The sequence below is a fragment of the Hymenobacter gelipurpurascens genome, from assembly GCF_900187375.1.
Classification (GTDB): Bacteria; Bacteroidota; Bacteroidia; order Cytophagales; family Hymenobacteraceae; genus Hymenobacter; species Hymenobacter gelipurpurascens.
In genome coordinates, this window is the sequence record NZ_FYEW01000002.1 from 90,011 (window position 1) to 109,925 (window position 19,915).

At 57.5% G+C, this 19,915-nt stretch carries 16 protein-coding genes; 12 read left to right on the top strand and 4 right to left on the bottom strand.

Annotated elements, in window-relative coordinates:
- The first annotated feature begins 27 nt into the window (after positions 1-27).
- Positions 28-744: a DUF421 domain-containing protein gene (locus tag CFT68_RS12200; protein ID WP_088843841.1), complete on the top strand. Its 717-nt coding sequence runs from the start codon at positions 28-30 to the stop codon at positions 742-744.
- A 13-nt stretch (positions 745-757) separates the two neighbouring features.
- On the opposite strand, the gene CFT68_RS12205 is transcribed toward CFT68_RS12200, so the two are convergent.
- Complete coding sequence (locus CFT68_RS12205) at positions 758-1,948, bottom strand: serine hydrolase domain-containing protein (RefSeq protein ID WP_088843842.1); 1,191 nt, start codon at positions 1,946-1,948, stop codon at positions 758-760.
- A gap of 154 nt (positions 1,949-2,102) precedes the next feature.
- Between CFT68_RS12205 and gloA2 the strand changes: the two genes are divergently transcribed.
- Positions 2,103-2,492 carry an SMU1112c/YaeR family gloxylase I-like metalloprotein gene (gene gloA2, locus CFT68_RS12210; protein WP_088845061.1) on the top strand — a complete coding sequence of 130 codons (390 nt, stop codon included), beginning with the start codon at positions 2,103-2,105 and terminating at the stop codon, positions 2,490-2,492.
- Positions 2,493-2,501: 9 nt separating this feature from the next.
- On the opposite strand, the gene CFT68_RS12215 is transcribed toward gloA2, so the two are convergent.
- The gene (locus CFT68_RS12215) at positions 2,502-3,212 is read right to left on the bottom strand and encodes an outer membrane beta-barrel protein (protein WP_088843843.1); all 711 of its coding nucleotides are present in this window, start codon (positions 3,210-3,212) and stop codon (positions 2,502-2,504) included.
- 169 nt (positions 3,213-3,381) lie between these two features.
- Between CFT68_RS12215 and serA the strand changes: the two genes are divergently transcribed.
- Both serA and CFT68_RS12225 read left to right on the top strand, forming a co-directional pair.
- Positions 3,382-5,283 carry a phosphoglycerate dehydrogenase gene (gene serA / locus CFT68_RS12220; protein WP_088843844.1) on the top strand — a complete coding sequence of 634 codons (1,902 nt, stop codon included), beginning with the start codon at positions 3,382-3,384 and terminating at the stop codon, positions 5,281-5,283.
- An 11-nt stretch (positions 5,284-5,294) separates the two neighbouring features.
- Positions 5,295-6,791 carry a hypothetical protein gene (locus CFT68_RS12225; RefSeq protein WP_141106541.1) on the top strand — a complete coding sequence of 499 codons (1,497 nt, stop codon included), beginning with the start codon at positions 5,295-5,297 and terminating at the stop codon, positions 6,789-6,791.
- Positions 6,792-6,818: 27 nt separating this feature from the next.
- Here the strand turns inward: CFT68_RS12225 and CFT68_RS12230 are convergent, their stop codons facing one another.
- Complete coding sequence (locus CFT68_RS12230; protein WP_088843846.1) at positions 6,819-8,171, bottom strand: D-alanyl-D-alanine carboxypeptidase/D-alanyl-D-alanine-endopeptidase; 1,353 nt, start codon at positions 8,169-8,171, stop codon at positions 6,819-6,821.
- 200 nt (positions 8,172-8,371) lie between these two features.
- On the opposite strand from CFT68_RS12230, the gene CFT68_RS12235 reads away from it, so the two are divergent.
- The 6 genes from CFT68_RS12235 (at position 8,372) to CFT68_RS12260 (ending at position 16,380) form a co-directional block, all read left to right on the top strand.
- The gene (locus CFT68_RS12235; RefSeq protein ID WP_088843847.1) at positions 8,372-9,814 is read left to right on the top strand and encodes a Gfo/Idh/MocA family protein; all 1,443 of its coding nucleotides are present in this window, start codon (positions 8,372-8,374) and stop codon (positions 9,812-9,814) included.
- Positions 9,815-10,277: 463 nt separating this feature from the next.
- The gene (locus CFT68_RS12240; RefSeq protein ID WP_088843848.1) at positions 10,278-11,099 is read left to right on the top strand and encodes an alpha/beta fold hydrolase; all 822 of its coding nucleotides are present in this window, start codon (positions 10,278-10,280) and stop codon (positions 11,097-11,099) included.
- A 292-nt stretch (positions 11,100-11,391) separates the two neighbouring features.
- Entirely contained in the window at positions 11,392-13,035 is a 1,644-nt protein-coding gene (locus CFT68_RS12245) for a CTP synthase (protein WP_088843849.1), read from the top strand.
- A 154-nt stretch (positions 13,036-13,189) separates the two neighbouring features.
- Positions 13,190-13,432: a hypothetical protein gene (locus tag CFT68_RS12250; protein WP_088843850.1), complete on the top strand. Its 243-nt coding sequence runs from the start codon at positions 13,190-13,192 to the stop codon at positions 13,430-13,432.
- A gap of 269 nt (positions 13,433-13,701) precedes the next feature.
- Positions 13,702-15,597 carry a membrane protein insertase YidC gene (gene yidC, locus CFT68_RS12255; protein ID WP_088843851.1) on the top strand — a complete coding sequence of 632 codons (1,896 nt, stop codon included), beginning with the start codon at positions 13,702-13,704 and terminating at the stop codon, positions 15,595-15,597.
- 264 nt (positions 15,598-15,861) lie between these two features.
- Positions 15,862-16,380 carry a DUF6438 domain-containing protein gene (locus CFT68_RS12260; RefSeq protein ID WP_088843852.1) on the top strand — a complete coding sequence of 173 codons (519 nt, stop codon included), beginning with the start codon at positions 15,862-15,864 and terminating at the stop codon, positions 16,378-16,380.
- Between the two features lie 81 nt (positions 16,381-16,461).
- Here CFT68_RS12260 and CFT68_RS12265 read toward each other — a convergent pair whose 3' ends face one another.
- Complete coding sequence (locus CFT68_RS12265) at positions 16,462-18,135, bottom strand: ABC transporter substrate-binding protein (protein ID WP_088843853.1); 1,674 nt, start codon at positions 18,133-18,135, stop codon at positions 16,462-16,464.
- An 86-nt stretch (positions 18,136-18,221) separates the two neighbouring features.
- Here CFT68_RS12265 and CFT68_RS12270 point away from each other — a divergent pair, with 86 nt between their 5' ends.
- Positions 18,222-18,902 (top strand): metal-dependent hydrolase, encoded by a 681-nt coding sequence (locus tag CFT68_RS12270; RefSeq protein ID WP_088843854.1) that lies wholly within the window; start codon positions 18,222-18,224, stop codon positions 18,900-18,902.
- A 70-nt stretch (positions 18,903-18,972) separates the two neighbouring features.
- Positions 18,973-19,788 carry a ParA family protein gene (locus CFT68_RS12275; protein WP_088843855.1) on the top strand — a complete coding sequence of 272 codons (816 nt, stop codon included), beginning with the start codon at positions 18,973-18,975 and terminating at the stop codon, positions 19,786-19,788.
- Positions 19,789-19,915 lie beyond the last annotated feature (127 nt).

The following is a 19,915-nucleotide window of genomic DNA, read 5'->3' on the forward strand; positions in this document are numbered from 1 at the left end:
CTCTTTTGGTCTTCCGTTATTGCTGCTATGCTGTTTGCCGCTGATATTACCCCCTTCGATTGGAACCGCATCTTGTTTTCGGATGATGCGCCCCCGCTGTTTCTGCTGGAAGTAGCCTTGCGCTGCGTGGCCACCTACCTGCTCATGCTGGGAGCCTTGCGCGTAACGGGCCGGCGCGGGGTGCGGCAGCTCTCTATTTTCGAGCTGAGTATTATCCTGGGCCTCGGCTCCGCGGCCGGCGACGCCATGCTCTACCACGATACGCCCCTACTTTACGCGGCCGTGGTCTTCGCCGTCGTGACGGCGCTTTACCTGCTCTTCAACTGGCTCACCGAAAAATTTCCGGGCTTCAGTGACTGGCTCGAAGGCAAGCCCGTGCTGCTGGTGGCAGATGGCCAGATTCAGCTCAAGAATTTCCGTAGCCAGAATCTCACCCAAAAAGAGCTGTTCGGCGAGCTGCGTCAGCTGCAGGTAGAGCACCTGGGCCAGGTGCGCCGGGCCTATATTGAGGCCACCGGCAACATGAGTATCTACTTTTTTGAGGAACAGGAGCCCGTACGGCCGGGCCTGCCCATCTGGCCCGAGCGGGTGGCCGAAACCCATCGCCGCGCAGAAGAAGCGGGCCGCCATGCGTGCGCCTGCTGCGGCCATGTGCAGGAATTACCACGAGGCGGCACAGCCAAGTGCCCCGTATGCCAAGAAGAGGAATGGGTGCCCGCCTGTGAGGCCAAACGAGTGGCCTAGGCCACTTAGTAGGTCAGTTTTTCTTCGATGCATAAGGCTCGTACCCCTCCCATTGCCAGGGGGTAGCGGTGTCGCCGAGGAGCTTTTCCAGAAGCTCTTTAAAAATCAGGTCGGCGTTAGAGCTATTACTCATCAGCAGCAGGCCCTTTTTCTGGTCGCCGAAGATGACGCTGTGGTTTTCCCAGCCATCATCATGCCCTTCCTTGAAGTAGGCATGGCCGTATTTCGGGGCTTCAAATGTCCCCCAACCCAAGCCGTAGGCCAGTTGCTTGGCGCGGTTGCTGTCGGGGGCGGCCATGGTGGCCAGCGGCCCGAACTGGGCTTTGTACGGAATGCGTACCTGGGCGCGGGTCATTTCCTGTTTAGCGGCGGGCGTCAGGCCCCGGCCCTGCATTACGGCAGCCAGAAAGGTGGCGTAGTCGGCGGGTGTGGTGTTTAGGGAGCCAGCTGCGCCTGGTTTAGTGCGTTTCCGGATGCCCAGCATCTGCTCCTGCTCATCGTAGCCGAGGGCGTAGTTTCCCTCAAACGCTGGCTGCCACACGTAGCTGGTGCGGCTCATTTGCAAGGGCTTGAATATGCGCTCGTCGCTTAGTTCTGTCAGGCTTTTGTTCATAACGGTTTCTACTACCAGTTGCAGTAGCTGCAGACCTTCGCCGGAATACCAATACTGGGCACCGGGCGCGAACTTGAACCGCAGCTTTTTATCGGGTTCTATCCAGCGCCAGTTGGGGAGGCCCGTGGTGTGGGTGAGGGCCATGCGGGCCGTGAGCAGACGCCACCGGTCGTCGCCGACCAGGTCGTGGTAGGCCTCATATTCGGGAATGGGCTTGCTTAGATAGTGATAAAGCGGTTTATCGAGGTCGAGGCGCTTTTCCTGTACGAGCTGCATCACCAGGTATCCAAACACCGCCTTGCTGAAGGAGGCGCCGTACATAACGGTGGCAGGCTCCAGCGGGGCGCGGGTTTCGAGGTTGCGGTAGCCGTAGGTACGCAGATATTGCACCTTGTTGTTCTGCAGCAACGCCAGCGCCAGCCCCGGAATGTGGGCCGTATCCATCAGCTGCTGCACCAGTCGGTCTATTTCGGGGCTGCGTAGCTTGCGGCCATCCAGCGTCTGAAACGTAACCGTTTTTTGCGTTTGCCCCCAAGCGGCAGACTGGCCTAGCGACAGGACCAGCAGGAAAATGGCGTAGGTTGTTTTCATCCGCAAGCCGTTAGATGACCGATTGTCCAGCTCAGGAGGCACTTCTCATCAGTGGCTGGCGCTCTGGCAGATAGTACTGTACAGCAATATACTCCCTCAACTACCTATTCTGATTCTCAGCCGCCTCACCATTCTTCGTACCAACTACACACTCATGCTTGCTCTGCTCAGCGTCCACCATATTGCCGTCATCTGCTCCGATTACGCCGTTTCGAAACAGTTTTACACACAAGTGCTAGGGCTGGAAGCTATCCGGGAAGTATACCGGGAGGAGCGCGACTCCTACAAGCTCGACCTGGCGCTCAATGGGCAGTACCTGGTCGAGCTGTTTTCCTTCCCCGAAACGCCCGCCCGCCTCTCCCGCCCCGAAGCCACCGGCCTCCGCCACCTTGCCTTCGCCGTCTCTGACCTTGACGCTACCGTGCGGGGCCTGGAAGCGCAGCAAGTGGCCTACGAGCCCATTCGGGTAGATGAGTTTACCAGCCGCCGCTTCACGTTCATACAGGACCCCGACGGCCTGCCGATTGAGTTTTACGAGGTCTAGGCCACTTCCTTACTTAAGACGGTATACTAGCCCAGCCCGGAGCACCTGCGTGTATAGCTCGTTTGTGCCGCCTAGGTAGTGCTGGCGGTAGTTGGTCAGGCCGTGCGCGTAGCTTAACGCGAGGCCTACGCGGTGATAATAAGCCGTTAGGTTGAGGCGGGCCCGCACATCGGCCTTGGTATTCACATTGCGGGCTCTATCAACCGTAATTTCCGCTTGGTCATTGTTGTAAGTAGCCCGGCCTTTCTCGTGCACTTTCTGCAAAAAGCCTACTTCCGGTCCGCCAGTCAGGTCAAGACCCAGACCTGACACAGCAAACCGGTGTCCGAAAAACACATGCGTAGTGATAAATTGGTGGTTCAGATTTGTGTGGCCCTCCGCTTTCGGGTCGGCGCTTGACTCGCTGAACACATACTGGATGTTTACGCGGCTGCGCAGCATTTCATACCCCGCCTGTGCCCCCCATAGGCTGCCGCCTTTCGTCAGGCGCTGCACCTGCCCTGCTAGGCCATACGAAAAGCCCAGCCGCTTGCCGTAGGCATTCAGTGTGCTTGGTTTATAGCCCACGATATCCGGAATATCGATGCTGGTGGTGGCCGCGGCAGAAGCTCCACGGTAGGCCATTCCCCCCGAAACCAGATGCGCGGAATACTCGGTTTTTTGCGCCGTAGCGGCATGCACGGCCAGAAAGCTACCGGCAAGGAGTAGAACGTATTTCATCTGGTTCAGGAAAAGAGTTTCGGGAGGATAACGGAACAGGCCTAGGCCACTTTAGCTGCCTGCTGAAAGCAGGAGTAGCGCTGCGGCCAATTGGTTGCAGGGCCGAACAACCGTTTTTTGCTGAGTTTATTCCGTACAAAACGGCTTTCCGTTCTACCTTGCCCTCATCATGCCCGAACAGCACCAGCCGCTTCCTTACCTCATTATAGATTTCGATAGCACCTTCACGCAGGTAGAAGGCCTCGATGAGTTGGCCGATATTGCCCTGCTAGGCCACCCCGACCGCGAAAAGGTAGTCGGCGCCATCCGGGCCCTCACCGACCGCGGCATGAGCGGCGAGCTGAATTTCTCGGAGTCGTTGAAGCAGCGGCTGGCCTTGCTGCCGGCCCGGCGCGAGCACTTGCCCCTGCTGGTGGAGCAGCTGAAAGGCAAGGTTTCGGAGAGCATTGTGCGCAACCGGGGCTTCTTCGAGCAGTTTCCGGGGCGCGTGTACATTGTGAGCAGCGGCTTTCGGGAGTTTATTGAGCCCGTGGTGGCCGATTTCGGCATTGCGCCCGACCATGTGCTGGCCAACACCTTCACGTTCGCTGAGGATGGCCGCATTACCGGCTTCGACCCCGAAAACGTGCTGAGCCGCGACGGCGGCAAAATTGAACAGCTCCGCCGCCTCGACCTCGATGGCGACGTGTATGTACTCGGCGACGGCTACACCGACTACCAGATCCGGGAAGCCGGCTTGGCGAACCGCTTCTACGCCTTCACCGAAAACGTGACCCGCGACGCCGTAGTGGCCCGCGCCGATGAAGTACTGCCTTCCTTCGACGAATTTCTCTACCAGAACAAGCTTCCGATGACGCTCTCCTATCCGAAAAACCGCATCAAAGTCCTGCTCCTCGAAAACCCCGATCCACGCGCCGCCGAGCTGTTCCGCCAGGAAGGCTACCAGGTGGATACTGTGCCCGGCGGCCTCGACGAAGACGAGCTGGTGCAGCAGATCGAGGGCGTGAGCATTCTGGGCATCCGGAGCAAAACCCAGGTAACGGCCCGCGTGCTGGAAGCTGCCAACCGCCTCATCGGCATCGGCGCGTTCTGCATCGGCACCAACCAGATTGACCTCACGGGCTGCATGCAGAAAGGTGTGGCCGTGTTCAATGCTCCCTTCTCCAACACGCGCTCAGTCGTAGAGCTGGCCCTCGGCGAAATCATTATGCTGGCCCGCCGCATTCCGGAGAAAAGCCCCAAAATGCATGAAGGTGAGTGGGATAAATCGGCGAAGGGTTCCTTTGAAATCCGGGGCAAGAAGCTGGGTATCATCGGCTACGGCAACATCGGCTCCCAGCTTTCGGTGGTGGCGGAGGCCGTGGGCATGCAGGTGCTGTATTATGATGTGGCCGAAAAGCTCCAGCTCGGCAATGCCGTGAAGGCCCGCACCCTGCAGGAGCTGTTGCAGCAGTCGGATATCGTGACCCTGCACGTAGATGGCCGCCAGGAAAACACCAACCTCATTGGGGCGGCCGAACTGGCCATGATGAAGCCTGGTGCCCTGCTGCTCAACAACAGCCGCGGCCATGTGGTAGATGTGCCGGCCCTGGCCGCCGTGCTTCGCTCCGGCCACTTGGGCGGGGCCGCCGTCGATGTATTTCCGTACGAGCCCAAAACCAACCACGAAAGCTTTGAGAGTGAGCTGCGGGGCCTTCCGAACGTGCTGCTGACGCCCCATGTAGGCGGTAGCACCGCCGAGGCCCAGCGCAACATTGCGGAGTTTGTGCCGGAGCGCATCATGCAGTACGTGAATACCGGAAATACGCAGCAGAGCGTCAATTTCCCCAATATTCAGCTGCCCGTGCAGCAGGCGCACCGCCTCATTCACATTCACCACAATGTGCCCGGCGTACTGGCCCGCATCAACAACGTGCTGGCCGAGCACCACGTCAACATCCTGGGCCAGTACCTGAAAACCAACGAGCACATCGGCTACGTGATTACGGATATTGATAAGCAGTATGAGCAGGAAGTAATCGGGGAGCTGCGCAAGGTAGAGCACACCATCAAGTTCCGGGTGCTGTACTAAGCTTCGGCCACATGGAGCTTTTTACAGCGTCTTCCCTAGCTACCAACCAAAGCGCGTTGCCTTCTAGGCCACTTCTGGGGCGTACCGACTGGTATTGGATGGCCGGGGTCTTTGGGCTGTACATGCTGTATCTGCCCTTCTCGGGCTACACAGAGCAGTATTATGATGCCCTGACGTATTGGGGCCTGCCTTCGCGCTTCATCACCCCCGACCGGCACTTCTCGCTGCTCCATTACAGCGCCAATACGCGCGGCTACTCCTGGCCGCTCCTGCTGGCGCCCTGGCGCACGGCCTGGAAAGTGCTGGGCGGCGACCCAATGTGGTATATCCGGACGCTGGGGAGCATGGTAGCGGCGCTGTGCTACGGGTGGCTGGGCCCTCGGCTTTGGCAAACACTGCGCAACACGTCACAGGAGCCCGGCCCTGTGGCGCGCCTAGCCTTTGTGCTCACCGGCTTCGTGTTCTGGCGCGACCATTTCAACTTCGCCCTCAGCGACTTTCCCACCCTAGTGTTTGTCGGCACGGCCCTAATTCTGGCAGGCCGTGGGTTACTTGTGCGGCCTGCGGAGTTGCGCTGGTGGGGAGAATTGGTGCGTTGGTTGATAGTCGGTGCCTTCCTGGGACTGGCCTACAACGCGCGGGGCATCTATTTGCTCAGCCTCTACCCCATGCTGCTGGCTGCTGCCTGGCCTACAACCTCCGGAATCACTGGCCTACGCAGCAGCACTAGTAGGCTGGCGGCACTCCTGCTTGGGCTGGGCCTGATTCTGTTGCCGCAGTATCTGATGATACGGCGGTTTGTACCCGAAGGCAGCCCCTGGCACCTGAGCGGCGTGCAGCAGCAGGATGAGTTGGTGAAGCGCCATTTGAGCCTGGGCCTGGGCAACTTTAAGTACGAAGCCACTATCGGTAATGACTACCCCGAGGTGCGCGTGTGGTTTCAGGACCCGCTAGGCCAGTATTTGATGCAGCGCCACGGTATCACCTCGGCGGGCATGGAACCAGCCACCTACGCGAAGCTAGTGCGCCAATACCCGCTGGAATTCTGCACGCTGCTGACTCAGCGCCTGTTCAATGGCCTCGATTTGCAGCAGCCTACTCCTTATCTGCGTCAAGTTTACCCGGCTACCTGGCCCCTGGCCTGGGCCAACTACACCGTACTTGGGCTAGGCCTCCTGGTGCTAGGAAGGCTATTCTGGCAGGCTCGGCGCCTGCCGCTGCGGCGGCTTTTGCTGGTAGCAGCCCTATTGCTTCCCGTTATTGGGGCCTTGCCGGTAGCAGTAGAAACCCGGTTTATGCTGCCGCTGCACTTTGGATTATGTATGGCGGCTACCCTGGGTTTCCCGGCAGCCTGGCACCCGGCCCAGTTGCGGCGCAGTGTGCGCCCCGCACAGGGTCTGCTGCTAGCGGCGCTGTATCTGGGCTGGCTGCTGCTGGCCTTCACGTTCTCTGCCTATTCTCAAATTCATCTGCAGCTGGGTGGGCGCTTGCTAGGCGGCAGCAGCTAGGCGGTTTCTGCGCCGCAGTAAGGTGGCCTACATCCGCTCCCGTACCTGCGTCAGGACGCGCTCCATTTCCTTGCGGACGGTGCTGGTTTCGGCCACGTGGTTGTTGTTCATGAAGCTGAACGCCAGCAGCCTTCCCGACTTGGTGCGCAGGTAGCCACAGAGATTGTGGTTGTTGGTGAGCGTACCGGTTTTGCCCCAGAGCCAGGGGCCGCGCGGGTCGCGGTATACACGCTTGAGCGTGCCCTGCCGGCCACCAGCCGCTAGCCAATCCAGCAGGCGCGGCTCCGGCACTTCTGCGTGCAGGTTAAGCAGCAAGGCTACCAGCGTACGGGGCGTAACCAGGTTCAGGCGCGAGAGGCCCGAGCCATCTACCCAGTGCGGGGCATCGGGCAGGTTGCGCAGGTAGTTGGCCTGCATACTCCGAATGACGCGGTTAGGGCTCAGCGAGTCGGGGCTTAGGCTGGAGGCACACATCAAAAGCAGCTGCTCCGCCAAGAAATTGTCGCTTACGCGCAGCATGCGGCGGTACAAGGAATCGACGGGTAGACCGCGCAGGGTGCGTACGGAGTCCTGGGCACGCAAATGCAGCGCGGCCGGCACCACCGGCCGGCGCAACGTATCCTGCAACAGTTGCAGCAACAGAGGGGTGCTGGACCGGAAAGGAGTTTCGTCTATCCAGTTTTTAGGACTGGGAAACACGAAAAAGCGGTTTTCCAGCTCCATGCGCCGGACATGGTCTTCGGCAGTATTAGGATATTGAATGGGGGCGGCCTCCGTCAGGGAGCGAAAAAAGCTTGGATACACGCGCGGAAGCGGCTGCCCGGCTTTGGCGTAGAAGCGTACGGTGTGCCCATAAATCGGAAACGGGCCACGCTCCGGCTGAAAGTAATAGTTGTAGTCGTCCCAGGTCCAGCCGGGGCCGTAGGCCACTGCGCACGGCACCGGCGCATAAAACAGCTTTTCGGGCCGGTTTTGCAGAAACGCGAGGGCACGGCCCGAGGGTATGTCGCCGTGCAGCATGGTAGGGTCGCCGGTGCCCCAGAACAGCAGGCTGTCGGGGCGCACCACGTAGTGCAGACTAGGCAACGAATCGGGGAGCATGTGCAGGCCAGCATAAAGGCTGAACAGCTTCATGGTGCTGGCCGGGGTGAAGTACTTGTCTGAGTTCAGCTCATACACCGGCTCTCCGGAAGCCACGTCCGTCAGGCACACGCCCACACTATGCTGGCGCAGTATCACCGACTCCCGAATCAGTTGATCGAGCCAAAGTGCCCCCACTTTGGGCGTAGCTGGCGGTGCTTTTTTCTGGGCAAAAACCGGCGCTGCATTTAGGCACCACAGGCCTAGCAACACGCGGGAAAGAAGACGAAAGAACGACATGAGCGGCAAGCAACAGGCAAAAACTCCCGCAACTTGGGCAAAAGCTCGGCGGTTTTCAACTGTTGCGGCTGCCGCTAGGCCTATTAAGCGCAAAGCGGTGCTTTTCTGGGAAAGAAAATGGGTTCATGATTCTGTGCTAGGGCAACCTCTTGGCTTACAGGGAGTACTTTCTTCTACGCTATCATCTGACGTTGCTTCTTATGTCTATTACCAACGAACTACTCAATACCGTACTGCGGCAGGCGGGCCGGGAGGTTTCGCGCAAGGAATTCCTGACGCTGGCCGGCCGAGGCCTGGCCGTGGGCGTAGCCACCAGCACGCTGGCCAGTTGCCAGACCGATAGTGGGCCTACCACCGCGGCCACGGCTCCTACTCCTACCACCGGCACCCCCGCCTCCCAAGTAACATCCGCCACTATGTACACTAGCCCCGACGGACAGAAAATACCTTCCTCCGAAGCCGTATCGCCCCCCGCCAAAGTACCCACTGACCTCAACAAGCCCATTGAACTGGAAGAGTGGAAGTCCGACGTTGACCCTCAGTCGCCGCCCACTCCTACGCCCCTGCCGCCCGACAAGCGCGTGGGCTACGCCTTGGTAGGCCTAGGCCACCTGACGTTGGAAGAATTACTGCCGGCTTTTGGCCAAAGCAAAAAGTCGAAGCCGGTGGCGCTGGTCAGTGGCTCGCCGGAGAAACTCAAGAAGGTGGCGCAGCAGTACGGCATCAAGCCCGAAAGCTGCTACAGCTACGAAAACTACGACCAGCTCAAGGACAACCCGGAGGTGCAGGTGATTTACATTGTGCTGCCCAACTCCATGCACGCCGAGTACACCATCCGGGGCGCGCAGGCGGGCAAACACATTCTCTGTGAGAAGCCCATGGCTAACTCCGCCGCCGAGTGCGAAGCCATGATTGCGGCCTGTAAAAAAGCGGGCAAAAAGCTCATGGTGGCCTACCGCATCCAATACGAGCCCTACAACCGCGAAGTCCGCCAGATGATCCGCGACAACAAATTCGGCAAGACGAAATACATCCAGGCGCAGAATAGCCAAAGCTCGGCCAACCCCGACCACTGGCGTCATAAGAAGGCCCTGGCCGGCGGCGGCGCCCTCCCCGATATTGGGTTGTATTGCCTGAATACGGCCCGTTTCCTGCTGGGCACCGAGCCAACGGAAGTATCGGCGTATATGCACAGCACGCCCGGCAATCCGCTGTTCAAGGAGGTAGAGGAAATGATGTCGTGGCAGATGCGCTTTCCCGATGGAATCGTGGTCGATAACATCACGCACTACAACACCCACGACTCGCGCTTTTACCGCGTGAACTCGGAGCGCGGCTGGATTCACCTCAACAATGCCTACGCCTACAAAGGTCAGGCGCTGCAAACTTCCCACGCCGAAGGCCCGGCCAAACTGGAGAATCACATCACGCTGGGCGCCAAAAACCAGTTTGCCACCGAAATGGACCACTTCTCGGAATGCGTACTGGAAGACAAGGCGCCGCACACGCCCGGCGAAGAAGGCCTTCAGGACCAGCGCATTATGGAAGCCATCTACCAATCGGCCCGCGAAGGCCGCCCCGTGAAGCTACCTGCCGTAAAAGGCACCGACGTATTCCGCGGCCCCGAGCCCAAACAGGCCTAGATACCAGTTTCGGCAAAACGAGCGGTGGCGGTACGGCCAGTAGAAGTTCAACTCCTACTGGCCGTACCGCCACCGCTCGTTTTGTTGGTTCTCTTCTTCGCGAGATTCAGAAAAATCACCCATGATAGCATATCCCAGACGCCCACGCCGTATTTCGCGGCTGTTAGCGGCATGGGTTGTGATTGGGAAACGCACAACTAGGCACCCCAGCTATGCCTATGAAGCTTCTCGCTGCTGGGAGCATTCAGGTTCCGGCACCCATTTCTCTGCCGGCTTGCGCTTCTCACAAACTAATTCTTTGCAGAACAAGCCAGCATATTGCTGACTGTCAGCTGCTACCGAATATTAAGTTTGTGTGATTTACTTCACTAACACATAGTTTTATCACGTTATTGCCTGCGCGTTAAGCCCTTTTAGAGTGGCCTAGCCATGTCTTTTTTTCACCACTTATCGATGCAGAACTATGTCTACAATCACGGTAAAGGATGGCACTGAAATTTACTACAAAGACTGGGGCACGGGCCAGCCGCTGGTCTTCCATCATGGGTGGCCGTTGTCGAGCGACGACTGGGATGCGCAACTAATGTTTTTCCTGACCAAAGGCTACCGGGTAATTGCAGCCGACCGCCGTGGGCACGGCCGCTCCACGCAAAGTGCCACTGGTCATGATATGGATACCTACGTGGGCGATATACTTGAGTTAGCCGACCACCTTGATCTGAAAGATGCCGTGCACATTGGCCACTCAACGGGTGGGGGCGTGGCTATTCGCTATGCCGCGCGTGCTGCTCAGGGCCGCGTGGCGAAGGTCGTCCTCATCAGTGCCGTAACGCCCTTGATGCTACAAACCCCCGCCAACCCAGATGGTGTGCCGATGGCAGTATTCGATGAAATCCGCGAGGGCACGGCCACCAACCGCGCGCAATACTTTCAGGATTTTACCATTCCCTTCTATGGCTACAATCGCGAAGGTGCCCAGATAAAGCAGGGCATCCGCGACAATTGGTGGCGGCAGGGCATGAGCGGCGGAGTCAATGCCCATTATTTTGGCATCGCCGCCTTCTCGGAAACCGATTTCACCAATGACCTGCAGCAAGTGGATGTCCCAGTGCTGGTGCTGCATGGCGAGGACGACCAGATTGTACCCTTTCCCATCAGCGGCGCCAAGTCAATCAAGCTACTCAAACACGGCAAGCTGATTTCCTACCCCGGTTTTCCGCACGGCATGCCCGCCACCGAGGCAGCCACTATTAACGCTGACCTGCTGTCCTTTATTCAGGCGTAGTTCCTGGCCTACTCTCTCTACCAGAAATAGTCAGGCTGCTCTAAAACAGAGCGGCCTGACTATTTCTATAAGCGCCTGTTCTACACAAGTCTAACACGAGCATAAGCCACCTTTCATTTCTCTGTACCTGAGACTCTTACGAAGTATAAACCAGCCGCATTACCGTGAACCTGAACGATTATTTCACACCACAATAATCTGATAGTACGTTGTTGTGCAGGTGTGCTTCCTCGCGCGTAGCTCAAAGTTTCGCGGCCTCACCCGGATATATCCGCTAACTTTGTTTCCCGTTATGCCAGACCGAACCCCTACCCCCACGGCTGCAACGGCCAAGTACATTTTCGTCACCGGTGGAGTGACCTCCTCGCTAGGCAAAGGCATCATCTCGGCCTCCCTAGCCAAGCTGCTGCAAGCCCGCGGCTTCCGCGTCACCATCCAGAAGTTCGACCCCTACATCAACATCGACCCCGGTACGCTCAACCCCTATGAGCACGGCGAATGTTATGTAACCGACGACGGCGCCGAAACCGACCTCGACCTGGGCCACTACGAGCGGTTCCTGAACGTACCCACCTCGCAGGCCAACAACGTAACGACGGGCCGTATCTACAACCACGTCATCAGCAAGGAGCGCGAAGGCGCCTACCTGGGCAAGACGGTGCAGGTAGTGCCCCACATCACCGACGAGATTAAGCGGCGCATGCTGCTACTCGGCGAGGATGACAAGTTCGACGTCGTCATCACCGAAATCGGGGGCTGCATTGGTGATATCGAGAGCCTGCCGTTTGTGGAGGCCGTGCGCCAGCTGCGCTGGGAGCTTCCGCCGAATGATTCGCTGGTAATTCACCTCACGCTGCTGCCTTACCTGAAGGCCGCTGGCGAGCTGAAAACCAAGCCCACCCAGCACTCCGTGCGCGATTTGCGCGAGGCAGGCCTACAGCCTGATATTCTGGTGTGCCGCTCCGAATACCCCATTCCGGCCGAAATGCGCCGCAAAATCGCGCTGTTCTGCAACGTCAAAATCAACTCCGTAATCGAGAGCCTCGATGCCGACAGCATCTACTCGGTGCCCCTGCTGATGCTGAAAGAGCAGCTCGATGATCGGGTTATCAAGAAGCTGAAGCTGACCGGCGGCACCGTACACCCCGATCTGGAAGCCTGGAAAGACTTCCTAGGCCGTCTCAAAAACCCCACGGAGGAAGTAACCATTGCGCTGGTAGGTAAATACGTGGAGCTTCCTGATGCTTACAAATCCATCAACGAAGCTTTCGTGCATGCCGGCGCACAGAACGAGTGCAAAGTGACGGTGCGCAGCATCCAGTCGGACCACATCAACGAAGACAATATTGCGCAGCTCCTGCACGGCGTAGATGGCGTGCTGGTGGCGCCTGGTTTTGGCGAGCGAGGCTTCGAAGGCAAGATCCTGGCCGTGAAGCATGTACGCGAGAACAAGATTCCCTTCTTCGGGATTTGCCTGGGCATGCAGGTGGCCGTGGTAGAATACGCCCGCAACGTGCTAGGCCTGTCAGATGCTTCCTCTACGGAAATGGACCCGCAGACACCGGCACCCGTCATTGCTATGATGGAGGACCAGAAGGACATCACCCAAAAAGGCGGCACCATGCGCCTGGGCGCTTACGACTGCGAGCTACGCCGCGGCTCGAAAGCCGCGAAGGCCTACGGTCGCAACCACATCAGCGAGCGGCACCGCCACCGCTACGAGTTCAACAACCAGTACCTGCCGCAGTTTGAAGAAGCCGGCATGATTGCCTCGGGCATCAACCCCGACACTGGCCTAGTAGAAGTGGTAGAAGTGCCTAACCACCCATGGTTTGTGGCCGGCCAGTTTCACCCCGAGCTAAAAAGCACGGTACAGAACCCGCACCCGTTGTTCGTACGCTTCGTGAAAGCCGCCATCCAGCACCGGAAGGTGTAGATAGGCCTAGAGAAGTAAATCACCACCACAAACGTCATGCTGAGCGGAGTCGAAGCATCTCTACCTCTGGCTAACCAACTGGCCTAGAGAAGCGGTAGAGATGCTTCGACTCCGCTCAGCATGACGTTCTTTTAGGCGTGCTGCTACTTTTTTTATGGTGTACACTTTACCTGATTTCACGCTTTTATCGACTGGCACCGACGGAGGGCATTACTACCTATATACCCTAATCACCCATCAAGGTCAACTTAGAAAGCTGGTCGTGTTTTTTGCCACAAAAGAAGACGAACAAAAAATACAAAAAGCTACTTCAGTTACTGTAGAGGGCAATTTGCAAGATGAAGGGCCACAGCACTCCTTGCATTTAAATGATGCGAAGCTATTGGCTTGGAAGTGAGGTATACCTACTCCTTCTTTTGTGCCCATTTGTCAGGAAAATGGCACGCTCAATTTCCTTTCGAAATTATCTGTTCAGGACTTGGACACTCCATTTTGGGTTCACTCATTGTGGATTTGTTTCACCATTCCATCTGACAAAAACGCCGACTCAACAAATATTCGCCTGACAAGTCCGACCTTTGCGGGAGTGTCGCCGGATTTTTGACGGGGGCGCGGGGCTACCGCTGGTGGTGGCTTCGATTTTTTTCTCTGTAGGTACCCTTACTAATGGACAGAAATTCAGCAATCGGCCTGTTTTTGATTTCGGCCTTGCTCATCATCTACCTCTACGTTGTGCCCCGGCCCAAGCCAGGCGAGGAGACGAAAAAGCCCACGACCACCACAGCCGCCGCTCAAACCGCTGCCACGGCACCCGTTGCCGCCGCCCCGCTAGATTCTGCAGCTGCCGCCCGCACGTTGGGCGCTTTCGGCGCGGCTGGCGTAGGCTCGGCCCAAACCACGGAGCTGAAAAACGACAATATCACCATCACCTTCTCCTCGAAAGGCGGCCGCGTGGAGGCTGTTCGGCTGAACCAGTACAAGACTTTCTTCGGCAAGCCCCTGGATTTGCTGGACGCCCAGAGTGCCCAGATCGATACGCGCTTCCGCACCACGGATGGCCGCCAGGTAAAGCTCTCCGATCTTTACTTCCGGTCTGAGCCCCAGGGCAACAACGCCGTGCGCTTTGTGGCAGATGTAGCCGGTGGCCAGATTGAGCAGGTCTATACACTGCCTGCCAACAGCTTCGAGCTTAGCTACAACCTGCGCTTCAACAATCTGGCTAGCGTAGTAACGCAGGAGCCGCTCACGTTCACCTTCGTCGACCATGTACGGCAGACGGAGCAGGACATGAAGCAGAACCGCAACCACACCACCATCAACCGCTACCTCGTTTCCGGCGACCATACGGCTCTGGCCGAGGCATCGGAGAAGCCTGAGGAAATCAAAGTAACCGAGCCGCTGAAGTGGGTAGCGCACAAGCACGACTTCTTCGTGGCTGGCATCGTGGCCGATAACCAGTTCCAGTCGGGCCAGCTTGATGCTACGGTAAACCTGGAGGACTCCACATTCATCAAAACCCTAAGCAGCACGCTGACCATTCCGGCCGCCGATGTGCAGCAGGGCAAAGCAAACTTCCGCTTCTACTTCGGCCCCAACTCCTTCAACACGTTGAAGGAAGTAACACCCGGCTTCGACCGCAACGTGTACCTAGGCTGGGGTATTTTCCGCTGGGTAAACCAGTTTGTGGTGCTGCCCGTGTTCCATGTGCTAGAGAAATTCATCAGCTCCTACGGTATCATCATCGCCCTGCTGGTAGTCCTGATCAAGCTCGTGACCTGGCCCCTGACCTACAAATCGTATGAGTCGCAGGCCAAAATGAAGGTCCTGAAGCCGGAGATTGATGCCATCAAGGAGAAGTTTCCGGAGGATCAGATGAAGCAGCAGCAGGAAACCATGAAGCTCTACAACATCATGGGCGTCTCGCCGATGGGTGGCTGTATTCCGCAGCTGCTGACCATACCGATTCTGTTCGCGATGTTCCAGTTCTTCCCCAACGCCATTGAGCTGCGTCAGCAGCCATTCCTGTGGGCCCACGACCTGAGCACCTACGACGACCTGATTAAGCTGCCCTTCGCGCTGCCGTTCCTGGGTAGCCATATCAGCCTCTTTACGCTGCTGATGACGCTCTCGACGCTGGCCATGACCTACCAGAGCAACCAGAACAACCCAGCTGCCATGCAGGGTCCGATGAAGTTCTACAGCTACCTGATGCCGCTGGTATTCTTCTTCGTGCTAAACAGCTTCTCATCTGGCCTGACCTGGTATTACCTGATTTCCAACTTGGTAACCCTGGCCCAGCAGGCCATTACGCGCCGCTTCGTGGATGACACGAAAGTGCGCGCCAAGCTGGAAGCTAACAAGGTGAAGAACAAGGACAAGAAGCCCGGTGGCTTCTCGGCCCGCCTCCAGGATGCCATGAAGGCCGCTCAGGAAAAGGAAACCCAAACCCGCAAAGGCGGCCGCCCCGCCCTCGATGCGGATACTGACGGCTCGGATGCGGATTCTGACACGGGCGCTTCGGATGTATCGCCGAAGAAACCGCGCAAGACCCGCCGTTCGTAATTCTGGATAGCGCAAAAAAGCCCTTTCTGCTACTGTAGAAAGGGCTTTTTCTTTGGTGGCCATTTTCCTGCCGCCTTTTGCTTAGCTGTATCCTAATGACGTGGCCAAGTAGTGGCCTAGAAGCTCACAGGAGTTCGTGATTCTTCTCTGCCTGCCACTGCTAGGCCACTCCGGCATGCGGTAGGCCACTTGGCTACTCAGCCAGATTGGTTTCCGGCGTGGTTTTTGGCTTTCTTGGCTTGCACTTCCATTCCCTCCTTTCCTATGCGCCTGTTCTTTGCCCCTCTCCTGTTGGCCGTCTTGCTGAGTGCCTGCGCCGTGGAAGCCCAACAGCCTACCAAGTCACATGCAACCAAGCAAAAAGCAAAGCCGATGAAGCCGAAAACTGCTGCCAAAGCTTCCGTTGCTGCTGAGCCGGTTATCGTGTTTCGCCGGACGCCCTGCTACGGCACCTGCCCGCATTATGAGGCCACTATTTACCCTGATGGTCGCGTGCAATACGAAGGCCTGCAGTATGCCCCGGTAGAAGGCAAGCGGGAGTTCAAGCTCCCGATGGCGGTGGTAAACCAGATCAAGCAGGACGCGGATCAAATCGGCTTTTTTCAGATGAAAGAGCACTACCCCACGCGGTTTACCGATATGCCTTCCACCTTCCTCACCATCCGGAGGACCGATGGCACAATGAAGCTAGTGCAGGCCGAGGACAGCATACCGCCGTCCTTACAAAAGCTCTTCGACTACATTCACGCAGAAGTAGTAAAAGGCCTAGGCGTAACTAAATAGTGGCCTAGGAGTTGATAAAAACAGAAAAGGGTGGCCTAGACTGCAGTCTAGGCCACCCTTTTGCTTGCTATCCGATGATGGCTAGTTCTTGCGCACCCGCTCCAGCACCAGTTGGTTCATAGGATTAGGCGTGAGGCCCTGCACGTTGTTCTGGGTCAGGCGCACTACTTCGTCATAATACAGCGCAATGACGGGTGCTTCTTCTACAATGATGCGGTCCATCTGGCGGTAGAGATCGTAGCGCTTTTCGGTGTTCTGCTCCAGCTTGGCCTGCTCGTAGAGGCGGTCGTAGGCCAGGTTCTTGAAGTGGGTTTTGTTGGGGCCGGCCGGCGAGAAGTTCTTGCTATAGAACAGAGCCAGATAGTTTTCGGCATCGGGGTAGTCGCCGAGCCAGCTTTTGGTGAAGAATGCACTACTGCCGTTATCCACCATTTCCTGGTGGGCGGCGGCCTGATTCACGTCGATATCCACCTGCACACCTACATCGGCCCAGTTTTTCTGCAGGTACTCGCACACCTCCTTACGTTCCGCTACCGTGGCTAGGCGCAGGTGCAGCGGGTGGCGTTGGTCATAGCCGGCCTGTTTCAGCAGTTGCCGCGCCTTGGCCGGCTGATACGTGTAGCCAGGCACCAGCTTCTGGCTATACGATGGCAGGGAAGCCGGCACAAAGCCTGAAAGGCCTGGCACGCCTACATTATTGAGGAAGTAGGCCAGTAACTCGGGCTTATTGAGGGCATAGTTCAGCGCCTGGCGCACGCGCTTATCCTGGAGGGCTTTGCCGGCCTCGGCGTTGTCGCCGCGCAGGCGGGCGGGGTCCTGCTGCAGGCCTAAGTACTCCGTGTTGAGGTAGGGCACTTTCTGCAGTCGGAACTTGCCCAGGAAGTCTTCGCGCACGGTACCATCGGGGTACATAATCAGGTCGCGCGAGCCGGCCCGAATGCCACTGAGGAAATCCAGCTTGCCTTGCATGAAAGTCAGGAACTCCGTTTTGCGGTCCTGAATGAAGCTGATCTGTACAGCATCGAGGTAAGGTAAAGGCTTGCCTTGCGCATCCTTACGCCAGTAGTTGGGGTTGCGGTGGTAGATGATGGCGTTGCCTTCATCCCACTCCTTGAAGATAAAAGGCCCCGTACCCACCGGATGCTCCCGGAAATCTTTCCCGTATTTCTGCACTGCCTCGCGCGGCACCACATACGCATACGGCATCGTCAGGATACCCAAAAACGGAATAAACGGCTCCTTCAGATACACCCGCAGTGTGCTGTCGTTGACGGCCACAAAGCACGTATCGGCCGGCTCCCCTTTGGCGTCTTCCAGCACCTTGCCCCGGAAGATCCAGCCGCCAGGGCTCGCCGTAGGCCCATCCAGCAGGCGCTTGAAACTATACACGAAGTCCTGCGCTACTACTGCCCGGCCTTTGCCGCCCGGAAACACCTCAGCATCATGAAAATGCACCCTCGGGCGCAGCGTGAAGGTGTAGGTTTTGCCGTCGGGCGAGATGCTGTACCGCCGCGCAATGGCGGGGCCGGGCTTCAGGCTGTCGTCCAGCTCTACCAGCCCATTGTAGAGCTGCGTGGCGGCCCAGATATTGGCCTGCTTGTTCGTGAAGGCAGGATCCAGGGAAGTAAGCGCCTCAGGCTGATTGTAGCGGAACACACGCCGGGCATCGGTGGCCGGGCCGGTATCGGAGCAGGCTGTGAGCAGCGGCAACAGAGCAAAAGCAGAACCAACAGCGCGGCGCGAAAACGGAAACATGGGAACGGCGAAACAGTGTATATTTGCAAAGGTATCCCACAACCCGGGTTTCCGGCGCTTGCGCCGTACCGCAGCCTTCCCCCTCTATGCACCTGACCTACTACGGCCATTCCTGCTTTCTTCTTGAAGCTGATGGCAGCAAAGTCCTTTTTGATCCGTTCATTCGTCCGAACCCCTTGGCTAAAGACGTAGATTTGGATAAAATTGAGGCCGATTACATTCTGCTCAGCCACGGCCACGGCGACCATGTGGCCGACGTAGCAGAAATTGGCCAGCGTACCGGTGCCGAGCTGGTAGGCATGGTAGAAACGGTGGGTTGGTTTGGTGCTAAAGGCCTCAAAGCCAACTACGGCATGAACCTGGGCGGTACCCTTACGCTGCCCTTCGGGAAAGTGAAGATGGTGGCCGCCGCGCACTCCAGCTCCATGCCCGATGGCTCCTATGGTGGCCTAGCGGCCGGTTTTGTGGTAGAAACGGAAGGTAAAACCTTCTACTTCGCCGGCGACACCGCCCTGACCTACGACATGAAGCTGATTGGTGAGCGGTATAAGCTGGATTTCGCCATTCTGCCCATCGGCGACCATTACACCATGGGCATTGATGATGCGCTGGTAGCCGCCGACTGGACGGGTGCCACCAAAGTCATCGGCATGCACTTCGATACCTTCCCGCCCCTCGTCATCAACCACGAAGAGGCAAAAGCCAAAGCCACGCATGCCGGTAAAGAGCTGGTTCTGCTCAGCATCGGCGAAACGATTACATTTTAAGTTACCAGTTGTCAGTTGTCGGTGTAATTCATAACCGCAACTGGCAACCGACAACTGTCAACTGACTACAATGGGAAAAATTATTGCGGTAGCCAATCAGAAGGGCGGTGTGGGCAAAACCACCTCGGCCATCAACCTGGCCGCCAGTTTGGCTGCCCTGGAATACCGGACACTGCTCGTCGATGCCGATCCGCAGGCCAACGCCACTTCCGGCGTGGGCTTCGACCCCAAGGACATCGAGAACAGCATCTATGAGTGCATGGTGGACGGCATCAATGTGCAGGACATCATCCTGAACACCAACGTGCTGCCCCACCTCGACCTGATTCCCTCCCACATTGATCTGGTCGGGGCTGAGGTGGAGATGATCAACCTGCCCAACCGGGAGGAGAAGATGAAGGAGGCCCTACGTCCCCTCGTCGATCAGTACGATTTCATCATCATCGACTGCTCGCCTTCCCTAGGCCTCATTACCGTCAATGCTCTCACGGCCGCCAACTCGGTTATCGTGCCGGTGCAGTGCGAGTATTTCGCTTTGGAAGGCCTAGGCAAGCTGCTGAATACCATCAAGATCATCCAGAGCCGCCTAAACGAGGATCTGGAAATTGAAGGCATTCTCCTCACGATGTACGATGTGCGCCTGCGCCTCTCCAACCAAGTGGTGGAAGAAGTAAAGCTGCACTTCCAGCAGTTGGTATTCGATACCATCATTCCGCGCAACGTGAAATTGTCGGAGTCGCCGAGTTTCGGTATTCCGGTCATTCTGCACGACGCCGAAAGCAAGGGCAGCATCAGCTACCTGAACCTGGCCCGCGAGATTGTGGAGAAGAACATCGTCTCGGCCGACCCCGAGCAAGAGCAGGCTACCGAAGATACAGCGGCGTAAACTTCGATTTAGGAAGTGAATATCCACTTAACACAGTGCTTTCTCTAAAAGAAAGAAGCTGGCTAGCAACCTAAGTTGCTAGCCAGTTTTGTTTTGCGGCTACGTTCCACGTTTTTTCTGGCGTGGA